14 protein-coding genes are annotated in these 16235 nt (G+C 64.8%); 9 read left to right on the top strand and 5 right to left on the bottom strand.

The window, feature by feature from the left end:
- Positions 1–16 precede the first annotated feature (16 nt).
- From BXA00_RS04595 to BXA00_RS04610, 4 genes are all read left to right on the top strand, one after another.
- Positions 17–1021: an aldo/keto reductase gene (locus BXA00_RS04595; RefSeq protein ID WP_076516619.1), complete on the top strand. Its 1005-nt coding sequence runs from the start codon at positions 17–19 to the stop codon at positions 1019–1021.
- 188 nt (positions 1022–1209) lie between these two features.
- A complete protein-coding gene (locus BXA00_RS04600) occupies positions 1210–1755 on the top strand; it encodes a DUF3455 domain-containing protein (protein WP_076516621.1) in 546 nt (181 codons plus the stop codon).
- Between the two features lie 107 nt (positions 1756–1862).
- Entirely contained in the window at positions 1863–2432 is a 570-nt protein-coding gene (locus tag BXA00_RS04605) for a sigma-70 family RNA polymerase sigma factor (protein WP_076516623.1), read from the top strand.
- Positions 2429–3154: an anti-sigma factor domain-containing protein gene (locus BXA00_RS04610; protein WP_076516625.1), complete on the top strand. Its 726-nt coding sequence runs from the start codon at positions 2429–2431 to the stop codon at positions 3152–3154. Before BXA00_RS04605 ends, BXA00_RS04610 begins: the two co-directional genes overlap by 4 nt.
- 71 nt (positions 3155–3225) lie before the next feature.
- Here BXA00_RS04610 and BXA00_RS04615 read toward each other — a convergent pair whose 3' ends face one another.
- Positions 3226–4209, bottom strand: coding sequence for a tripartite tricarboxylate transporter substrate binding protein (locus tag BXA00_RS04615; protein ID WP_076516627.1), 984 nt, complete (start codon positions 4207–4209; stop codon positions 3226–3228).
- A gap of 446 nt (positions 4210–4655) precedes the next feature.
- Positions 4656–5936 carry a PepSY domain-containing protein gene (locus BXA00_RS04620; protein ID WP_083714174.1) on the bottom strand — a complete coding sequence of 427 codons (1281 nt, stop codon included), beginning with the start codon at positions 5934–5936 and terminating at the stop codon, positions 4656–4658.
- A 183-nt stretch (positions 5937–6119) separates the two neighbouring features.
- On the opposite strand from BXA00_RS04620, the gene BXA00_RS04625 reads away from it, so the two are divergent.
- Positions 6120–8219: a TonB-dependent siderophore receptor gene (locus tag BXA00_RS04625; protein WP_076516630.1), complete on the top strand. Its 2100-nt coding sequence runs from the start codon at positions 6120–6122 to the stop codon at positions 8217–8219.
- A 78-nt stretch (positions 8220–8297) separates the two neighbouring features.
- Here BXA00_RS04625 and BXA00_RS04630 read toward each other — a convergent pair whose 3' ends face one another.
- Both BXA00_RS04630 and poxB read right to left on the bottom strand, forming a co-directional pair.
- A complete protein-coding gene (locus BXA00_RS04630; protein ID WP_156902736.1) occupies positions 8298–8450 on the bottom strand; it encodes a transposase in 153 nt (50 codons plus the stop codon).
- A gap of 111 nt (positions 8451–8561) precedes the next feature.
- Entirely contained in the window at positions 8562–10289 is a 1728-nt protein-coding gene (poxB, locus tag BXA00_RS04635; RefSeq protein WP_076516632.1) for a ubiquinone-dependent pyruvate dehydrogenase, read from the bottom strand.
- A gap of 609 nt (positions 10290–10898) precedes the next feature.
- Here poxB and groES point away from each other — a divergent pair.
- The 3 genes from groES (at position 10899) to BXA00_RS04650 (ending at position 14088) form a co-directional block, all read left to right on the top strand.
- A complete protein-coding gene (gene groES / locus BXA00_RS04640; RefSeq protein WP_006221616.1) occupies positions 10899–11186 on the top strand; it encodes a co-chaperone GroES in 288 nt (95 codons plus the stop codon).
- A gap of 37 nt (positions 11187–11223) precedes the next feature.
- Entirely contained in the window at positions 11224–12864 is a 1641-nt protein-coding gene (gene groL, locus BXA00_RS04645; RefSeq protein ID WP_076516634.1) for a chaperonin GroEL, read from the top strand.
- A 222-nt stretch (positions 12865–13086) separates the two neighbouring features.
- Positions 13087–14088, top strand: coding sequence for a YihY/virulence factor BrkB family protein (locus BXA00_RS04650; protein ID WP_083714176.1), 1002 nt, complete (start codon positions 13087–13089; stop codon positions 14086–14088).
- 21 nt (positions 14089–14109) lie between these two features.
- On the opposite strand, the gene BXA00_RS04655 is transcribed toward BXA00_RS04650, so the two are convergent.
- A complete protein-coding gene (locus BXA00_RS04655; RefSeq protein ID WP_076516635.1) occupies positions 14110–14613 on the bottom strand; it encodes a MarR family winged helix-turn-helix transcriptional regulator in 504 nt (167 codons plus the stop codon).
- A gap of 141 nt (positions 14614–14754) precedes the next feature.
- Here BXA00_RS04655 and BXA00_RS04660 point away from each other — a divergent pair, with 141 nt between their 5' ends.
- The gene (locus BXA00_RS04660) at positions 14755–16212 is read left to right on the top strand and encodes a 2-hydroxymuconic semialdehyde dehydrogenase (protein WP_076516637.1); all 1458 of its coding nucleotides are present in this window, start codon (positions 14755–14757) and stop codon (positions 16210–16212) included.
- Positions 16213–16235 lie beyond the last annotated feature (23 nt).

Raw genomic sequence — 16235 nt, forward strand, 5'->3', positions numbered from 1 at the left:
TTCTATCGAAACAGACATGAAATACACCACATTTGGCAAGACAGGCCTTCAGGTTTCGCAAGTCGCGTTGGGCACAGGCAACTTCGGGACCGGCTGGGGGCATGGCGCCGATCCGGATACGGCCGAAGCCATCTTCAACAGCTACAGCGATGCCGGCGGCAACTTCATCGACACGGCGGATGTCTACCAGTTCGGCCAGTCCGAGGAACTGCTCGGAAACCTGCTTCAAGGGCGACGCGAGGATTTCGTGTTGACGACGAAGTTCACACGCGGCGCGGCACCCAACGCGAATCGTCTTGTGACAGGAAACAGCCGCAAAGCGATGGTTGCGTCGCTTGAGGCAAGTCTCAAGCGGCTGAAAACAGACCGCATCGACATCTATTGGGTGCACTGGCCGGATCACGTGACGCCCACCGAAGAGATCGTGCGCGGCTTCGAAGATCTGGCTCGGGCGGGCAAGATCCTGTATGCCGGAATGTCGAATTTTCCGGCGTGGCGCCTCGCCCGTGCCGCGACGCTGGCCGAACTGACCCGCACCGTTCCCATTGCCGCCGCGCAGTTCGAGCACAGTCTGGTGCGCCGGGAAGCCGAGGCCGATCTGTTCCCTGCCGCCAACGCATTAGGCCTGGGCGTCGTGACATGGTCGCCGCTGGGCGGCGGCGTGTTGACGGGCAAATACCGCGAGGGCGCAAAGGGTCGCGCGGAAGCCTTCGGAGGCAACGTGTTCCAACCAGAAAACTCGCCTCAGCGCACGGCGGTGCTTGACACCGTCATTGCCATCGCCAACGACCTGGGCGTTACGCCAAGCCAGGTCGCCATTGCGTGGGCGGGCACGCACGGCTCCATTCCGATCCTCGGTCCACGCTCGAACGAGCAGTTGCAGGACAATCTGGGTGCGCTGACGGTGGACCTCTCCGCCGATCAGATTGCGCGCCTGGATGCGGTGAGCAGCCTGTCGGAAGCCACGCGGGTGCGGACACCCATTGCATGGGGGGCTGCCGCGTCGACCGCCGTGGCTTGAATCGCCGGGAGCCATGAGCCCCCCTGGGCAAGATGGCTCCCTCTTGCGCCAACAAGGCCAAGCCCTTCCCTCGCGCCAAAAATAATTCTGTCGCCCTGCATCCAAAAGCGGCCCCCGCGTGTAGTACCTGCAACGGCGCGCATTCCGTGCGCCGTATCGGAAGATTCCTATTCCGCAGGAGACCGCTCATGACGACTCGCCCCGCCCCCGCCACCGGCCTTTTCACCGCCGCCCTGCTCGCCGCTTGCGGCCTGCTGCAAGCCCCGGCCATGGCCGCCTCGCAAGACGCGCTGCCCGCTGCTGTCCAGGTGCCCGCCGGCCACAAAGTGGCCTGGGAAACCGTAGGCACGGGAGACATCACCTATGAATGCCGCGCGAAGGCCGGCGCCAAGGACCAGATGGAATGGGTTTTCGCCGGTCCGAAGGCGGTGCTCAAGGACCGCCAGGGCAAGCAGGTGGGCACCTACTACGGCCCGCCCGCCACCTGGGAGGCCTCGGACGGCTCCAAGCTGACCGGCACACAGGTCGCCGTGGCGCCGGCCGGCGGGGGCAACCTGCCCTATCAACTGGTCAAAGCCAATCCCGCCATGGGCGCCGGCGCGCTGACGGGCGTCGCTTACATCCAGCGCACGGCGCTCAAGGGCGGCGTCGCGCCCCAGACGCCTTGCACCCAGGCCGGCCAGCGCAGCCAGGTGTCGTACCAGGCCGACTACATTTTCTGGAAGGCGAACTGACACCCGGCCGGGCCACGGCGGCGGGAGTCCGCTAACATGTGCCTGGATTTGCCGCCGCCCGGGGCTTGCCCGCCCGGCCCGTATCCTTCACCCCTTGCCCCGCGCGCATGCCGAACCGACCTGTACCGGATTTCGACTACAAAGCCGCCCTCGAGCAGTGCGCCGCGGGGCACCGCTCGGCGCTGGAAGCCCTGTACCGACAGGAAGGCCCACGGCTGCTGGGCGTTGCCCAGCGCATCGTTCGTGACCGCACCCAAGCGGAAGATATCGTGCACGACACCTTCGTCAATGTCTGGAATCGGGCTGGCAGCTTCGATGCCGCGCGCGGCTCGGCGCGCGGCTGGCTCTACAGCGTCGCACGCAATCTGGCGTTGAACGCCGTGCGGGACGGCCGCCACGAAACCGCCGTCGACGACGAGACCGCCGCCGCGCTGGATGCGCGCAACGCGATCGACGCCTGGCACGACACGCGCGACGCCTTCGAATGGCGTGACAGCGCCGGCCGCCTGGGCCCCTGCCTCGAACAACTGGAACCCGTGCGCCGCAACTGCGTGCTGCATGCCTACGTCGACGGCCTGTCGCACAGCGAAATCGCACAGCGCCTGGGCGCCCCCCTCGGCTCCGTGAAAGCCTGGATCAAACGCAGCCTGAAAGCGCTGAAGGAATGCCTGGCATGAGCGCCCCGACAGTCCCCCCCGACAACCTGGACGAACTGGCCGGTGAATACGTGCTTGGCACCTTGTCCGGCGCGCGCCGTCACGAGGTCAACGCCCGTCTGCCGCACGATGCCGCGCTGCGCGCCGCCGTGGACCGCTGGGAAGCGCGCCTGCTGCCGCTGACCGATCTGGCCGTGCCGATCGAGCCGTCGCCCCTCCTGTGGCCGCGCATCGCCAGGACGCTGGATCGCCAGAACGCTGCCCGGCAAACCCGCCGGCCGGCGCGTCCGGGCTGGTGGGACAGCCTGTTCTTCTGGCGAGGCGCGGCCGCCAGCGGCCTGGCCGCCGCACTGGCGCTGGCTGGCACCCTGGCGCTGCGGCCCGCGCCAGCCCCGGGGCCCGTGCAGTACATGGTAGTGCTGGTCGCGCCACAGTCGCAGACGCCAGGCTGGGTGGTGCAGGCCAGCGCGGGTCAACGCGAGGTGCAACTGGTGCCGATCGCCGCCATGCAGGTGCCGGCCGATCGCGCGCTGGAATTCTGGACCAAGGCCGACGGCTGGGACGGCCCGGTGTCGCTCGGCCTGATCAAACCCGGCGAGCCGGTCCGCATCGCGCTGGACAAGCTGCCCCCGCTGGAGGCGAACCAGTTGTTTGAATTGACGCTGGAACCGCCAACGGGCTCGCCCACCGGCAAACCGACCGGCCCGATCCAGTTCATCGGCCGGGCGGTAAAGGTGATGTAGCCGCTTGGGCTTAAAGCCTGCGCGCGCCGGATAACGGCAAGGAGACGGCGGCTTTTGTAGCGTTGTGCTATCTACTGTTCCTTCAACCCCAACGATTTCATCAACGGGGCGAACAACTTCTTTTCGTCCTGCACGCGCGCGGCATAGTCGGTCACGCTCAGCGGGATCGCCTCGGCACCCGCATCCAGAAAGCGCGCCTGGATCTCTGGCCGCGCAAGCACCTTGTTGATTTCGGCGTTCATGTGATCGACCACATCATCGCGGGTGCCAGCGGCCGCATACACGCCGAACAGGCTGTCCGCGAAAACGCCGTCGATGCCCGCCTCGGAAAAGGTCCGTATGTCGGGCGCGACGGCGGCGCGTTTCCGGCTCGCCACCGCCAGTACCTTGAGTTTGCCCGCTTGCACCATGGGAAAGACCGTGGCGGGCCCAAACGCGAAGTCGATCTGGCCCGCTGCCAGGTCTTGTATCGCCGGCGCCACGCCGCGATACGGCGCATGGGTGGCCTGCATGCCAGTCGCCTGCTTGAGCAGCTCGCCGGCCAGATGCGGCGTCGTGCCGTTGCCGGCCGAACCGTAATTCAGCGGATCGGGCCGCTTGCGCGCGTACTCCACGAACTCTTCGAGCGTATTGACGCCCAGCGAGGACCGGACAAACAGGAACAATTGGCTGTTGGCCAGCAAGGCGACCGGCCGCAGGTCACGCTGCGGATCGAACGGCATGCTGGCGAACATCAGGGGGTTGACCGATTCGGTCGTCGATGGATTGAGCAGGAAGGTATGGTTGTCTCTACCGTTACGCACCACCTCGGCTCCCGCCACGTTGCCGCCCGCACCGCCCCGGTTCTCCACGATAACGGTCTGCTTCAAGGCCTCGGCCAAGTGCGGCTGCACGGTGCGCGCGAGCACGTCGACCAGCCCGCCGGGTGCCAGCCCCACGACCAGGCGCACGGGCTTGACGGGCCAGGCCTCAGACGGCGTTTGCGCATGGCTGGCCGTCGCCCAGCCAGTCAGCGCCAGCATCATCAAGGCCAGACAACGTCTACGCAGCAGCATGCGACTCTCCTTAGTGGGGGGGGGAACCCCGCGATCCCTCAAGTGGTGCGTCACGTGCCGCACCACGGTGAACCGCCTTGATGCCTCATTGTGGCGGCGGTCCTGCAACTGCCGCTCATTCTTCACAAAAGTTTAAGCATAAAGAATCCCGGATAACCCTAGCTTTCCGGCGACAGGCGCGGCTGATCGAGACGGCGCTCGTCCGAACAAAAAAACGGGATGACTCTGATTTGAGCCTCCCGTCCTTATTGCAGGGTCTGCCGCCAAGCGGATTAGCAGCAGTGGTCGCTCCCAAGGCCTAGCTGGCGCGTGAGCCTTCGCAATTCCCCAAGGCGGTTCAGTGCAACCAAGCCTTCACGAGTAGCGCGGTTTAATTCCCGGCCTATCGCCAAACAGCGCCTCTAGTGCCGCAGTCATCAACGGTTTCCATGAATCGTATCGTCACGTCACTTCAACACCTGGTTGATCACGAGCATCCCCCATACGCTCAGGACGCCGCCGCCCAGCCACCGCCACCATCCCATGCTGCGCCACGCGACGGACCAGGCGGACTGGGCACGGGAATGCGTTGCGCCGGCCGGCGCACCGCGCCGCTTGAGTGCCGCCCGCGTGGCCTCGGCAACGCGGATGCCATAAAGATACGCCCCTGTCAGGGATAGCGTCGTCAACAGTAGTCCAAAAATGAACCACAGCACGCGCACAGGCCACCCGCCGAACGTGCCGAAATGGATCGGGTCTGCGAGCTCACCGATGCGCTGGTGCACACTCATGTCCCGCCCGTCGTTGCGCCCCAGGATCTCGCCTGAAGCGAGCTCGACACCGATGACGTTGGCGCGCTCACGCAACAGCAATCCATTCGCCTGCCCTTCCAACAACAGGGCTTTCCCGTTGGGGGTCGGCCGTACGCTGGAGATCTTCAGATCGGGCCACGCCGCCTGTGCCGCGGAGATTGCCCTGTCGACGTCTTCGGCCGCCAACGGCGCGTGCTTGGCATTGCCCTTGAGCTGCACGATCGCGGGAGGAAGCGGCGCCTTCGCCCCCAGCGACTCCACCAGATACCAGAACGCAGTCATGCCGATAAGCAGCATGAAACCGAGACTCCAGACGCCTGCAAGCCGATGCACATCCCCCCAGGTCAATCGCGGCTTTCCCTTGCGCGGCCATGTCAGAAAGCCGCGCCACCAGCGCTTGTAGATGAAGAGGCTGCTGGCCAGCATCAACAGGAGCGGGATGGACATCAGGGCGACCAGCGGCACCCCGAATCTGGGGGGCAGCATGAGGTTGCGATGCGTGTCCCGCAACCATCGCTGCGCGCTCCACCACGAGGATTGCCCGGTCACTTGCGCGGTATGCGGATTCACCCACACCCGCAGCAGTTCGCCATTGTCCTGACGCATCAGGGCCTCGGCCGCAAAGCGCTCGCCATGCGGCGCGGACAGACTGCGCAAACGCAGACCTGGGTGCGCCCGCTCGGCAGCCGCCAACATTTCCCCCCAACTGGCCTGCCTTTCCTGAGGCGTGACCCGCATGGCAGGTTCAATCAGCCAATCAATCTCGGCCGCCATCACCGCCAGCGTTCCCGTACAGAAGATAAAGCTGAGCAGAATGCACAGCTTCATGCCGATCCAGCTGTGCAGCGCGAACCAAAGCTTGCGAGCGGAAGTACGCGGTTTGGCCACGGCAAGCGTGGCGGCAGAAGAATCAAGGGAGGTCGGCGCGGGCGGCATGACGCATGAAAGTATGTAAAGACATCGCAAGGCAAAAGCTTTTGAGCGCATTGCCTAGCTCACCGTGCATTGTAGTGCTTATAATTAATCGTTGTTATTCTCATTCTCAAATATCGCTGTGCTTTCAGGAAACGCGCTGTCGCGCATTCCTCGCCACCGCATCTCCTCCCCTGCCGTCCCTTCATGCCCTTGCATCCCTATCCGGCATTCGCTGCCGCCTTGACGCTGGCCGCCCCCTTTGCCGCCGTTGCCCAGAACTCCGATGCCGCCGTGGAACTGCCCGCCGTGCGCGTAACCGGCGACGACGACGCAGGCCAAGAGGGCCTGTTCAACCCTATCGCGCCGCCCACGGTCACCAAGTCGTCGGTTCCCCTTGCCAAGACACCGCAGTCGATCACCGTGGTGCCCCGGGCGGTCCTGGACGCGCAACAGGCGCAGACCCTGGCCGACGCTCTACATAACGTGCCCGGCGTAGTCAGCAATCAGTTTGGCCGTCGCGGCTGGGACGACCTCATCATCCGCGGCCAGGTCGCTTCGGATTCGTTGTTCCTGGATGGGCTGCGTACAGCGGCAAGCAACCGCGTCGCCGAACAACTGTTCGGCGTGGAACAGGTAGAGGTGTTGAAGGGCCCCGCCTCGCTGCTTTATGGGCAGGTCCTGCCCGGCGGCCTGGTCAACATGGTCAGCAAGCGCCCGCGTGCCGAGAGTTTTGCGGACGTGGCCACCACCGTGGGCAGCCACGATTTCCGGCAGGCGACGCTGGACATGGGGACGCCGCTGTCGGACAACGGCAAGGCGGCATTTCGCATCAATGCCCTGGCCATGAATTCGGACGACGAAACAGACCACGTGTGGTTCAAGAATCGGTTCATCGCCCCTTCACTGTCTTTGGATCTGGGCGCGCGAACGGATTTCACCATTCTCACCAGCTACCAGGAACGCCGCTACATCCGCCAGCAGGGATTGCCGATCGTCGGGTCGGTCCAGTCGAACCCTAATGGCCAGATCCCCCGAGACCGCTTTACCGGCGAGCCGGGGCAGGACCCCTATCGCGGCTACCAAAGCCGCGTGGGCTATGCGCTGACGCATCGGTTCGACAATGGCTGGACGGTCAACCAGAATGCGCGCTGGCAGTCGTTTACGCTCAATGGCCAGTTGGTCGCCAATGGCCTCTTGCGCGCGGACAATCGGACGCTGCGGCGTACCGCCACCGACCAGCACTGGGACGGCGACACGATCACGGTGGATACCAACGCGCAGCGCGGATTTGAAACCGGCTTTGGCCGCCATGACATCACGGTTGGCCTGGACTACCTGCGCACGCGCGAGAACAGCCTGTCGTATAACTGCTCGGTGGGGGACCTGGACGTCTACCAACCCGTGTACGGCAGCGCCATCAACTGCCCTGCCAATCCGCGCACCGACAGCAGCACCACCGTGCGCTCGATTGGCCTATATGCCCGCGACCAGATCGCGCTGGGAGAGCGATGGAACGCGGTCTTCGGCCTGCGCCATGACAGCGCCACCACTTACTCGACGGAACATCGCACGCAGGCGCGCGAAGACAGCAGCGATAACGCCATCACTGGTTCAGGCGCATTGATGTACGAGATCCTGCCCGGCGTGCGGCCTTATATCAGCTACGCCACGTCGTTCTATCCCAACAGCGGCACCAGCGTAGACGGCAGCACATTCAAACCGGAAAGCGGCAGGCAATGGGAAGCCGGCGTGAAGTTCGACCTTAACGACGGCGCCACCAGCATCACCGTGGCGGCGTTCGACCTGGAGCGCCGCAACGTTCTCCAATCGGATCCGCTGAACGACGGCTACAGCATTGCGGTCGGCAAGCAACGTACGCGCGGCGCGGAATTGGGATGGGCGACGGACCTGACCGACGGCCTGAGCCTGATGGGGGGATACGCGTATCTATCGGCCGTCGTCGTTGACGATGGCGGCCAGCAGCCGTCCACCAACAATACCCGCCTCAACAGCGTTCCGCGTCATAGTTTCAACGTTACTGCGCGCTATCGGATGCAAGGCGACCTGGCCGGCTGGGAACTGACCGGCGGGCTTCGCGGTGAAGGAAGCCGTTATACCTACGGCTACGACCTCCCCGGCTATGTCGTCGCCGACGCAGGCGTTGCATATAGCGCGCGCCGCTGGCGCGCAGCGCTAACCATGAACAACCTGTTCGACAAATCCTATTACGCAGGCGGCGTACGCAACGCCGTCGCGCTGGGCGACGGACGCATCACCCTGTTAACGCTGTCGTACCGCCACTGATCGCGGAGCGGCTGGGGATGGTGCGGCGACACGGATCACCGCAGCCACTCGCGTAACCATGCCACGCACGCGCCGGCCTCACTCACGGGCCATTTTTGCGTTCACGCCGTGCGACAGCGCCACACCAGCAATGGATGTTCCGGGCTGGCTGCACTGGGCGACGATCTTTGCCTTCAGCGCCTTCGGATAAGACCCGCGCTTAGGCACCGGTGCTAATTCTGTCTTCGACATGGTGTCCACCTAAAAGTGGTGGACACTATCGGGAAAGTTCATTGAACTTGGCCGCCGGCGGCCCTATATCCGCCGCCCGGTCTTCACAAAATTCCAGCATAAAGACGCCCCTCAACGCCCCAGATTCGTCCTGGCCAACTCAATCACCTCGTCGCCCCTGCCGTTCATGATGGCCTTCAGCATGTACAAGCCAAACCCCTTGGCCTGTTCGAGCTTGATCTTGGGGGGGACGATCAGCTCTTGCGCCGAGGTCAGCACGTCGACCAGCACCGGGCCGGGGTGAGCAAGCGCCTCCTGCAGCGCGGCATCAAGGAATTCGGACGATTCGACTCGGATGCCTCGTACGCCGACCGCTTCGGCCATGGCGGCGAAATCGGGATTTGACAGGTCGGTTCCCGTATCCAGAAACCCCGCGGCTTTCATTTCCATGGAAACAAAGCCGAGAGCGCCGTTGTTGAAGACGACGATCTTTACGGGAAGCTGCAACTGGGACAGGGACAGGAAGTCTCCCATCATCATCGTGAATCCGCCGTCGCCGGACATGGAAATTACCTGCCGGCCAGGCGCCGCTGCCTGCGCGCCAAGCGCCTGGAGCATCGCGTTGGCCATCGAGCCGTGGTTAAAGGAACCCAGCAGTCGGCGCTTGCCATTCATGGTGAGGTATCGGGCCGCCCACACGGTTGGCGAGCCGACGTCCACGGCGAAGATGGCGTCGTCATCGGCCAGTTCGTTGATGCGGCGGGCCAGATACTGGGGATGCAGAGGGCGGCCAGCGGGCGCCGGTGCGGCAAGGTTGTCGAGTTCTTTGCGGGAATTCCGGTAATGCCGGAGCGCGGCGTCGAGGAAGGCGCTGTCTTGGCGCTCGTCAAGCTGCGCCAGCAGCGCGGCGATGGTCTCGTCCACGTCGGCGGCAATGCCCAACGTCAGCGGTGCACGCCGGCCGAGCGCGCTTGGATCGCGGTCGACCTGCACGATCTTTGCGTCTTTGGGATAGAACGGGCGGTAGGGAAAGTCTGTGCCCAGCATCAGCAGGAGGTCGGCGTTTTCCATCGCATGGTAGCCGGACGAAAAGCCGATGAAGCCTGTCATGCCGACATCGTAGGGGTTGTTCCACTCGACGTGCTCTTTGCCGCGCAGCGCATGGACGACGGGCGCCTTGAGGCGCTGGGCCAGCGCGACGACCGCGTCGTGGCTGCCGGCGCAGCCGCTGCCGGCCAGTATCGACACCTTCCGTGCCCCGTTCAACAATTGGACCAGTTCCTGCACCGCCGTTGCGTCCGGGCGGATGTGCGGGCGCGCCGGTGGCAAAGGCCACGACGCCGGCACGTCCGAAGGCGCGGCGGCGAGCGCCACGTCGCCGGGTATCACCAGGACCGCCACCCCCTGTTTGCCGATCGCCGTGTTGATGGCGCGGGCCAGCACCCCAGGAAGTTGCGCAGGATTGGAGACGAGTTCGACGAATTCCGAGCATTCCTTGAACAAGTCCTGGGGATGGGTTTCCTGGAAGTACCCCAGCCCGATTTCCGACGACGGGATGTGGGCGGCAATGGCCAGCACCGGGACGCGGCTGCGTTGGCAGTCGAACAGGCCGTTGATCAGGTGCAGATTGCCGGGACCGCAACTGCCTGCGCATACCGCCAGCGTGCCCGTAATCGCGGCCTCGGCGCCGGCGGCAAAAGCCGCGGTCTCTTCGTGGCGGGTGTGCATCCACGCGATCTGGTCCATCCGTCGAAGGCTGTCGTTCAGTCCATTGAGACTGTCGCCCGTCACGCCCCAGATACGGCGGACCCCAACTTCGGCAAGCACTTTAACAAGATAATCTGCGACGGTTGCGGCCATGGAATGCTCCTTGAAGGAACGCCGCCGGGCACTTATCGCTACGGTTTGCCCCCAGCGCCGGAAGTTGACACACGTGCGGAAATCGTAGCACCGCACCCGGTGCCAAGCCCACACCCCGCGCCGTGGCGGCGGGCGCCGGCGGAAGACGGTGCGTGCCGCGGTGGAAAACACCCGACGCACAGGCGATGGCTATCTCTATATACGGTGGCGCTTTCCAAGACCAACCAGACTGGCGCCGTTCGGTCTCAGGACCAGAAGCCGATTCTTGGCAAGGCTGCAAAGGCGCTGGCGGACTGGCTGGCGGCAAGCGGCATTCCAGCGGCGACTTGCGCTACGCCGGCAACGTCGGGAGGGGATTCGACGACCGCGCTATCGAAGTTCACTGAAGGCAAAGCCTTGATGTCATCTGAAGTTACACGCCAACCTTAGTGAACCAGTTCTCAAGTTGATTGAACGTCGACCCCGGCCCCAAAGATGTAACAGCGCCCCGCCCCCCCCTTGAACCTCAGAACATCATCCCTATAATTAGCACTCGACACCGGTGAGTGCTAACAGCCCTCCCGGGGCTAACCGATCATTCACTTACTTTTTAGTTAACAGGAGTTCCTCATGGCCTTGCGTCCCCTGGGCGATCGCGTGATCGTCAAACGCCTCGAAAACGAGCGCAAGACTGCCTCGGGCATCGTGATCCCGGACAGCGCCGCTGAAAAGCCCGACCAGGGTGAAGTCGTGGCCGTCGGCCCCGGCAAGAAGACCGAAGACGGCAAGATCCTGCCGGTTGACCTGAAGGCTGGTGACAAGGTTCTGTTCGGCAAGTACGCCGGCCAGTCCGTGAAGGTTGATGGCGAAGAACTGCTCGTCATCCGCGAGGACGAAATCCTCGCCGTGGTCCAGTAAACCCCGCCTCAAACGAATTTTCGAAGGAAGCTAAGAAATGGCTGCCAAGCAAGTATTGTTCGGTGATGACGCCCGCGTGCGCATCGTCCGTGGCGTGAATGTCCTCGCCAACGCTGTCAAGACCACCCTGGGCCCCAAGGGTCGCAACGTCGTGCTGGAGCGCTCGTTCGGCGCCCCGACCGTGACCAAGGACGGCGTGTCCGTCGCCAAGGAAATCGAACTGAAGGACAAGTTCGAGAACATCGGCGCCCAGCTCGTCAAGGACGTCGCTTCCAAGACCTCCGACAACGCCGGTGACGGCACCACGACCGCCACCGTGCTGGCCCAGGCCATCGTTCAGGAAGGCCTGAAGTACGTTGCCGCCGGTTTCAACCCGATCGACCTGAAGCGCGGCATCGACAAGGCTGTCGCCGCCGCCGTCGCCGAACTGCAAAAGCAATCCAAGCCGGTCACGACCAGCAAGGAAATCGCCCAGGTCGGTTCCATCTCGGCCAACAGCGATTCCTCCATCGGCCAGATCATCGCTGACGCGATGGACAAGGTCGGCAAGGAAGGCGTCATCACCGTCGAAGACGGCAAGTCGCTGGAAAACGAGCTGGACGTCGTCGAAGGCATGCAATTCGACCGCGGCTACCTGTCGCCCTACTTCATCAACAACCCGGACAAGCAAGTCGCCGTCCTGGAAGATCCGTTTGTCCTGATTTTCGACAAGAAGATCAGCAACATCCGTGACCTGCTGCCGGTGCTGGAACAAGTTGCCAAGTCGAGCCGTCCCCTGCTGATCATCGCGGAAGACGTCGAAGGCGAAGCCCTGGCCACCCTGGTTGTGAACAACATCCGTGGCATCCTGAAGACCACCGCCGTCAAGGCGCCTGGCTTCGGCGACCGCCGCAAGGCCATGCTGGAAGACATCGCCATCCTGACGGGCGGCACGGTGATCTCCGAAGAAACCGGCATGTCGCTGGAAAAGGCCACGCTGGCTGAGCTGGGCCAAGCCAAGCGCATCGAAGTGGGCAAGGAAAACACCACGATCATCGACGGCGCTGGCGACAGCAAGTCCATTGAAGCCCGCGTCAAGCAAGTGCGCGTGCAGATCGAAGAAGCCACGTCCGACTACGACCGTGAAAAGCTGCAAGAACGCGTGGCCAAGCTGGCCGGCGGCGTTGCCGTGATTCGCGTTGGCGCTGCCACCGAAGTCGAAATGAAGGAAAAGAAGGCTCGCGTCGAAGACGCCCTGCACGCCACCCGCGCTGCAGTGGAAGAAGGCGTTGTGGCTGGCGGCGGCGTTGCACTGCTGCGCGCCAAGCAAGCCATCGCTGACCTGAAGGGCGACACGCCTGACCAGAACGCCGGCATCAAGCTGATCCTGCGCGCTGTGGAAGAGCCCCTGCGCACCATCGTCACGAACGCCGGCGAAGAAGCCAGCGTCGTGGTCAGCAACGTGCTGAACGGCAAGGGCAACTACGGCTACAACGCCGCGACCGGCGAGTACACCGACCTGGTCGAGCAAGGCGTGCTGGATCCCACCAAGGTGACCCGCACCGCCCTGCAGAACGCTGCCTCCGTCGCCAGCCTGCTGCTGACGGCCGAAGCCGCCGTGGTTGAACTGGCTGAAGACAAGCCCGCTGCCCCGGCCATGCCCGGCGGCATGGGCGGCATGGGCGGCATGGACTTCTAAGTCCCGCTTCCCGTGCAAGGCCTCCCCGGCTTCGGCCGGGGAATGCAGTATCCGAAACCCCCGGTCCTTCGCCCCGGGGGTTTTTTTCGCCCTGGATTTCTTTGCGTGTTGTTTCAAGGGCGGCGAAATCCCGGCGCTGGCAAACGTTTGCCAACAATCTGCCGGTATCTGGGGCCTGCATGCGTCCCTACAATGAAGGCTCCGATTCCGAGTCCTTTTCCCATGCGCCTGCCCAAGAACCTGCTGCGTGTCCTGCGACCTTCCCAGATCGGCGGACTGCTGATGGACTCCGCGCGGCAGTGGTCCAGCCATCGCGCGTCCAGCAAGGGCGCCGCCCTGGCGCTGTACATGGTGTTTTCGCTGGCGCCGATGCTGCTGCTGGTGATCGCGGTGGCCGGTGCGTTCTTTGGCGAGGAGGCGGTGCGCTCGGAATTGTTCGCGCAGCTTCGCGACCTGATCGGCGACCGGGGCGCCGAGATGATCCAGACTGTGCTGGCCAGCGCCCACGAGTCGGGCAGCGGCTGGATCGCGGCGCTTGTCTCGATCTGCGTGCTGATCTTCAGCGCGACCACGGCCTTTGCCGAACTGAAGGCAAGCCTGGACGAATTGTGGGACGTGACCGCCAACCAGAAAGGCGGCCTGCACGGAATGGTGCGCAGCCGCCTCTTGTCATTCGGCTTGGTGCTGGTCCTGGCGCTCTTCCTGCTGGTGTCGCTGACCGTGAATGCCGCGCTGGCCGCCGCGCGCGGCATCTACGGCGAACTGTGGGCCAATTCCACCTTCGCCGTTGTCGCGGAGTGGACCTCCAACCTGTTTTCTTTTTCGGTTGTGGCGGCGTTGTTCGCGGTGGTGTTCAAACTGCTGCCCAGCGCGAAGATATCGTGGCAGGACGTCATTCCGGGCGCGATTGTCACGGCCGCCCTGTTTCTGCTGGGCAAGTGGGGCATTGGCCTGTACCTGGGGCGCGGCGCCGCCGTGTCGGCGTATGGCGCGGCCGGCTCGCTGATCGCACTGCTGCTGTGGATCTGGTATTCCGCGCAGATCTTCTTTTTCGGCGCGGTCTTCACCCGGCAGTACGCGCTGCGATTCGGCAAGGTTCAACGGGAAGAGCCGCCCGTCCCGCAGACGCCCTCGACCGCGCAGACGCCACCGCCCGCACAAACGCCGGCACCGACGCCTTCCCCCGCCGAGCCGGCGCACGCCGCCCCCAAGACCGACCCCTGACGCAGCCCGAGGGGAGCGGCCTCAGCGCGTCTCCGGGGTCTCCGGGCTCTCCGGGGTCTCCAGCCCCGCCATCAGGCGCAGGCACCGCAGGAAGACGGGCCGCAATTCCTCGGGAATCGGCGCGAGCACCTGCGCCTCGACCTCGGCATCGCGCGGCAGGATGCGCGCCAGCAGCGCCTCGCCCTGCGGGGTGATTTCCAGCGCATAGGCGCGGCCATCTTCCGCCGAACGCGTGCGGCGCACGTAGCCCTTCTTCGTCATGCGCGCGATCATTTCGGCGAACGAATTGCGGTCCAGCGCGATCAGCTCGGCGATACGGTTCTGCGTGGCGCCAGGATTCTGGTAGACGGTGACCAGCAGGGCCTTCTGGCGCGGCGTCAGGTCCTCGTCCGGAAATGCCTGCGCGAACAGCGCTTCGGCCCGGAAGTGGGCGCGGCGCAGCAGGTGCGAGGCCACCTGCGTCAGGTCGAACTCCTGCAAAGCCCGGGCAGAGGCCGGGCGGGCGGAACGGGAAGCGGCGGTCATCGGACGTCCATGGAATTGGCCTGGCGATTGTAGGCGCAGCCGTGCTCGAAAAAGCGCATTGACTCGGCGCGGCGGGCTGCCTACTATCCGTCAATATAGTACGTATACGTATTTATCTGCATCCACCCGGAGAACACGCCGATGCCGATACGCCAATTGCGCAACTACCTGGATGGCCGCTTCGAAGACGGCCGGTCCACCTTCGACAAAACCAGTCCGGTGGACGGACAGCGCATTGCGCAGGTCCACGAGGCCAGCCGTGACCAGGTCGAGCGCGCCGTGGCCGCCGCCCGGCGCGCGCTGCCCGCGTGGGCGGCGCTGCCGGTGGCGGCGCGCACCGACTATCTGCTGGCATTGGCGGACGGCATCGAGCGCCGCTTCGACGATTTCCTGCAGGCCGAGATCGGCGATACCGGCAAACCGGTCGGCTGGGCCGGCAAGATCGACATCCCGCGCGGCGCGGCCAATTTCCGCACCTTCGCGGAGCTGGCGCGCACCCTGGACATGGAAAGCTACATGACCGACACGCCCGATGGCCGGCAGGCGCTGAACTATGCCTACCGCAAGCCCCTGGGCGTGGTGGGCGTCATATCCCCCTGGAACCTGCCCCTGCTGCTGCTGACCTGGAAAGTGGCGCCCGCGCTGGCCTTCGGCAACACCGTCATCATGAAGCCGTCCGAAGTGACGCCGTCCACCGCGACACTGCTGGCGGAAGTCGCCCACGACGCCGGCCTGCCGGCGGGGGTCCTCAACCTCACGCACGGCTTCGGCCCCGACTCGGCCGGCGAATTCATCACCACCCACCCCGACATCGACGGCATCACCTTCACCGGCGAGTCCGCCACCGGCGCGGCCATCATGCGCGCCGTGGCGCCCGGCGTGAAGCCCGTGTCCTTCGAACTGGGCGGCAAGAACGCGGCGATCGTCTTCGCGGACGCCGACTTCGACGCCGCCGTGGACGGCGTCACCCGATCGGTCTTCGCCAACTGCGGCCAGGTCTGCCTGTGCACGGAGCGCGTCTACGTCGAGCGCCCCCTCTACGACCGCTTCGTCGCGGCCGTGTCCGCGCGGGCGCGCGACATGCGCATCGGCTGGCCGCTGGACCCCGACACCGAAATGGGACCGCTGGTGTCGCGCGAACATCGCGACAAGGTTCTCTCGTACTTCGCGCTGGCGCGTGAAGAAGGCGCCACGGTCGTCGCCGGCGGCGGCGTGCCCGTGTTCGGCGATGCGCGCGACGAAGGCGCCTATGTGCAGCCCACGATCTGGACCGGGCTGCCGGAAAGCGCCCGCTGCATCAAGGAAGAGGTGTTCGGCCCCGTGTGCCACATCGCGCCCTTCGACTCCGAGGAAGAGGCCATACGCCTTGCCAACGACACGCGCTACGGCCTGGCGGCCGCTGTCTGGACCCAGAACCTCGCGCGCGGGCACCGTGTGGCGCAGGCCATGCAGGTTGGCCTTGCCTGGGTGAACTGCTGGTTCCTGCGCGACCTGCGCACGCCGTTCGGCGGCAGCGGCCTCTCGGGCATCGGCCGCGAAGGCGGCCGCCACTCCTTGCACTTCTACACCGAGCCCACCAACGTCTGCATCAAGCTCTGACCCTCCCACCCAAAGGAACGCAC

Source organism: Achromobacter sp. MFA1 R4, assembly GCF_900156745.1.
Lineage (GTDB): Bacteria > Pseudomonadota > Gammaproteobacteria > Burkholderiales > Burkholderiaceae_B > Achromobacter.

Coding starts and splice junctions, on each gene's coding strand:
- BXA00_RS04630 (WP_156902736.1), bottom strand. CDS start 8,450: ATGTCGAAGACAGAATTAGCACCGGTGCCTAAGCGCGGGTCTTATCCG.
- BXA00_RS04610 (WP_076516625.1), top strand. CDS start 2,429: ATGAGCGCCCCGACAGTCCCCCCCGACAACCTGGACGAACTGGCCGGT.
- groES (WP_006221616.1), top strand. CDS start 10,899: ATGGCCTTGCGTCCCCTGGGCGATCGCGTGATCGTCAAACGCCTCGAA.
- BXA00_RS04655 (WP_076516635.1), bottom strand. CDS start 14,613: ATGACCGCCGCTTCCCGTTCCGCCCGCCCGGCCTCTGCCCGGGCTTTG.
- BXA00_RS04615 (WP_076516627.1), bottom strand. CDS start 4,209: ATGCTGCTGCGTAGACGTTGTCTGGCCTTGATGATGCTGGCGCTGACT.
- BXA00_RS04605 (WP_076516623.1), top strand. CDS start 1,863: ATGCCGAACCGACCTGTACCGGATTTCGACTACAAAGCCGCCCTCGAG.
- BXA00_RS04625 (WP_076516630.1), top strand. CDS start 6,120: ATGCCCTTGCATCCCTATCCGGCATTCGCTGCCGCCTTGACGCTGGCC.
- BXA00_RS04660 (WP_076516637.1), top strand. CDS start 14,755: ATGCCGATACGCCAATTGCGCAACTACCTGGATGGCCGCTTCGAAGAC.
- poxB (WP_076516632.1), bottom strand. CDS start 10,289: ATGGCCGCAACCGTCGCAGATTATCTTGTTAAAGTGCTTGCCGAAGTT.
- BXA00_RS04650 (WP_083714176.1), top strand. CDS start 13,087: ATGCGCCTGCCCAAGAACCTGCTGCGTGTCCTGCGACCTTCCCAGATC.
- groL (WP_076516634.1), top strand. CDS start 11,224: ATGGCTGCCAAGCAAGTATTGTTCGGTGATGACGCCCGCGTGCGCATC.
- BXA00_RS04620 (WP_083714174.1), bottom strand. CDS start 5,936: ATGCCGCCCGCGCCGACCTCCCTTGATTCTTCTGCCGCCACGCTTGCC.
- BXA00_RS04600 (WP_076516621.1), top strand. CDS start 1,210: ATGACGACTCGCCCCGCCCCCGCCACCGGCCTTTTCACCGCCGCCCTG.
- BXA00_RS04595 (WP_076516619.1), top strand. CDS start 17: ATGAAATACACCACATTTGGCAAGACAGGCCTTCAGGTTTCGCAAGTC.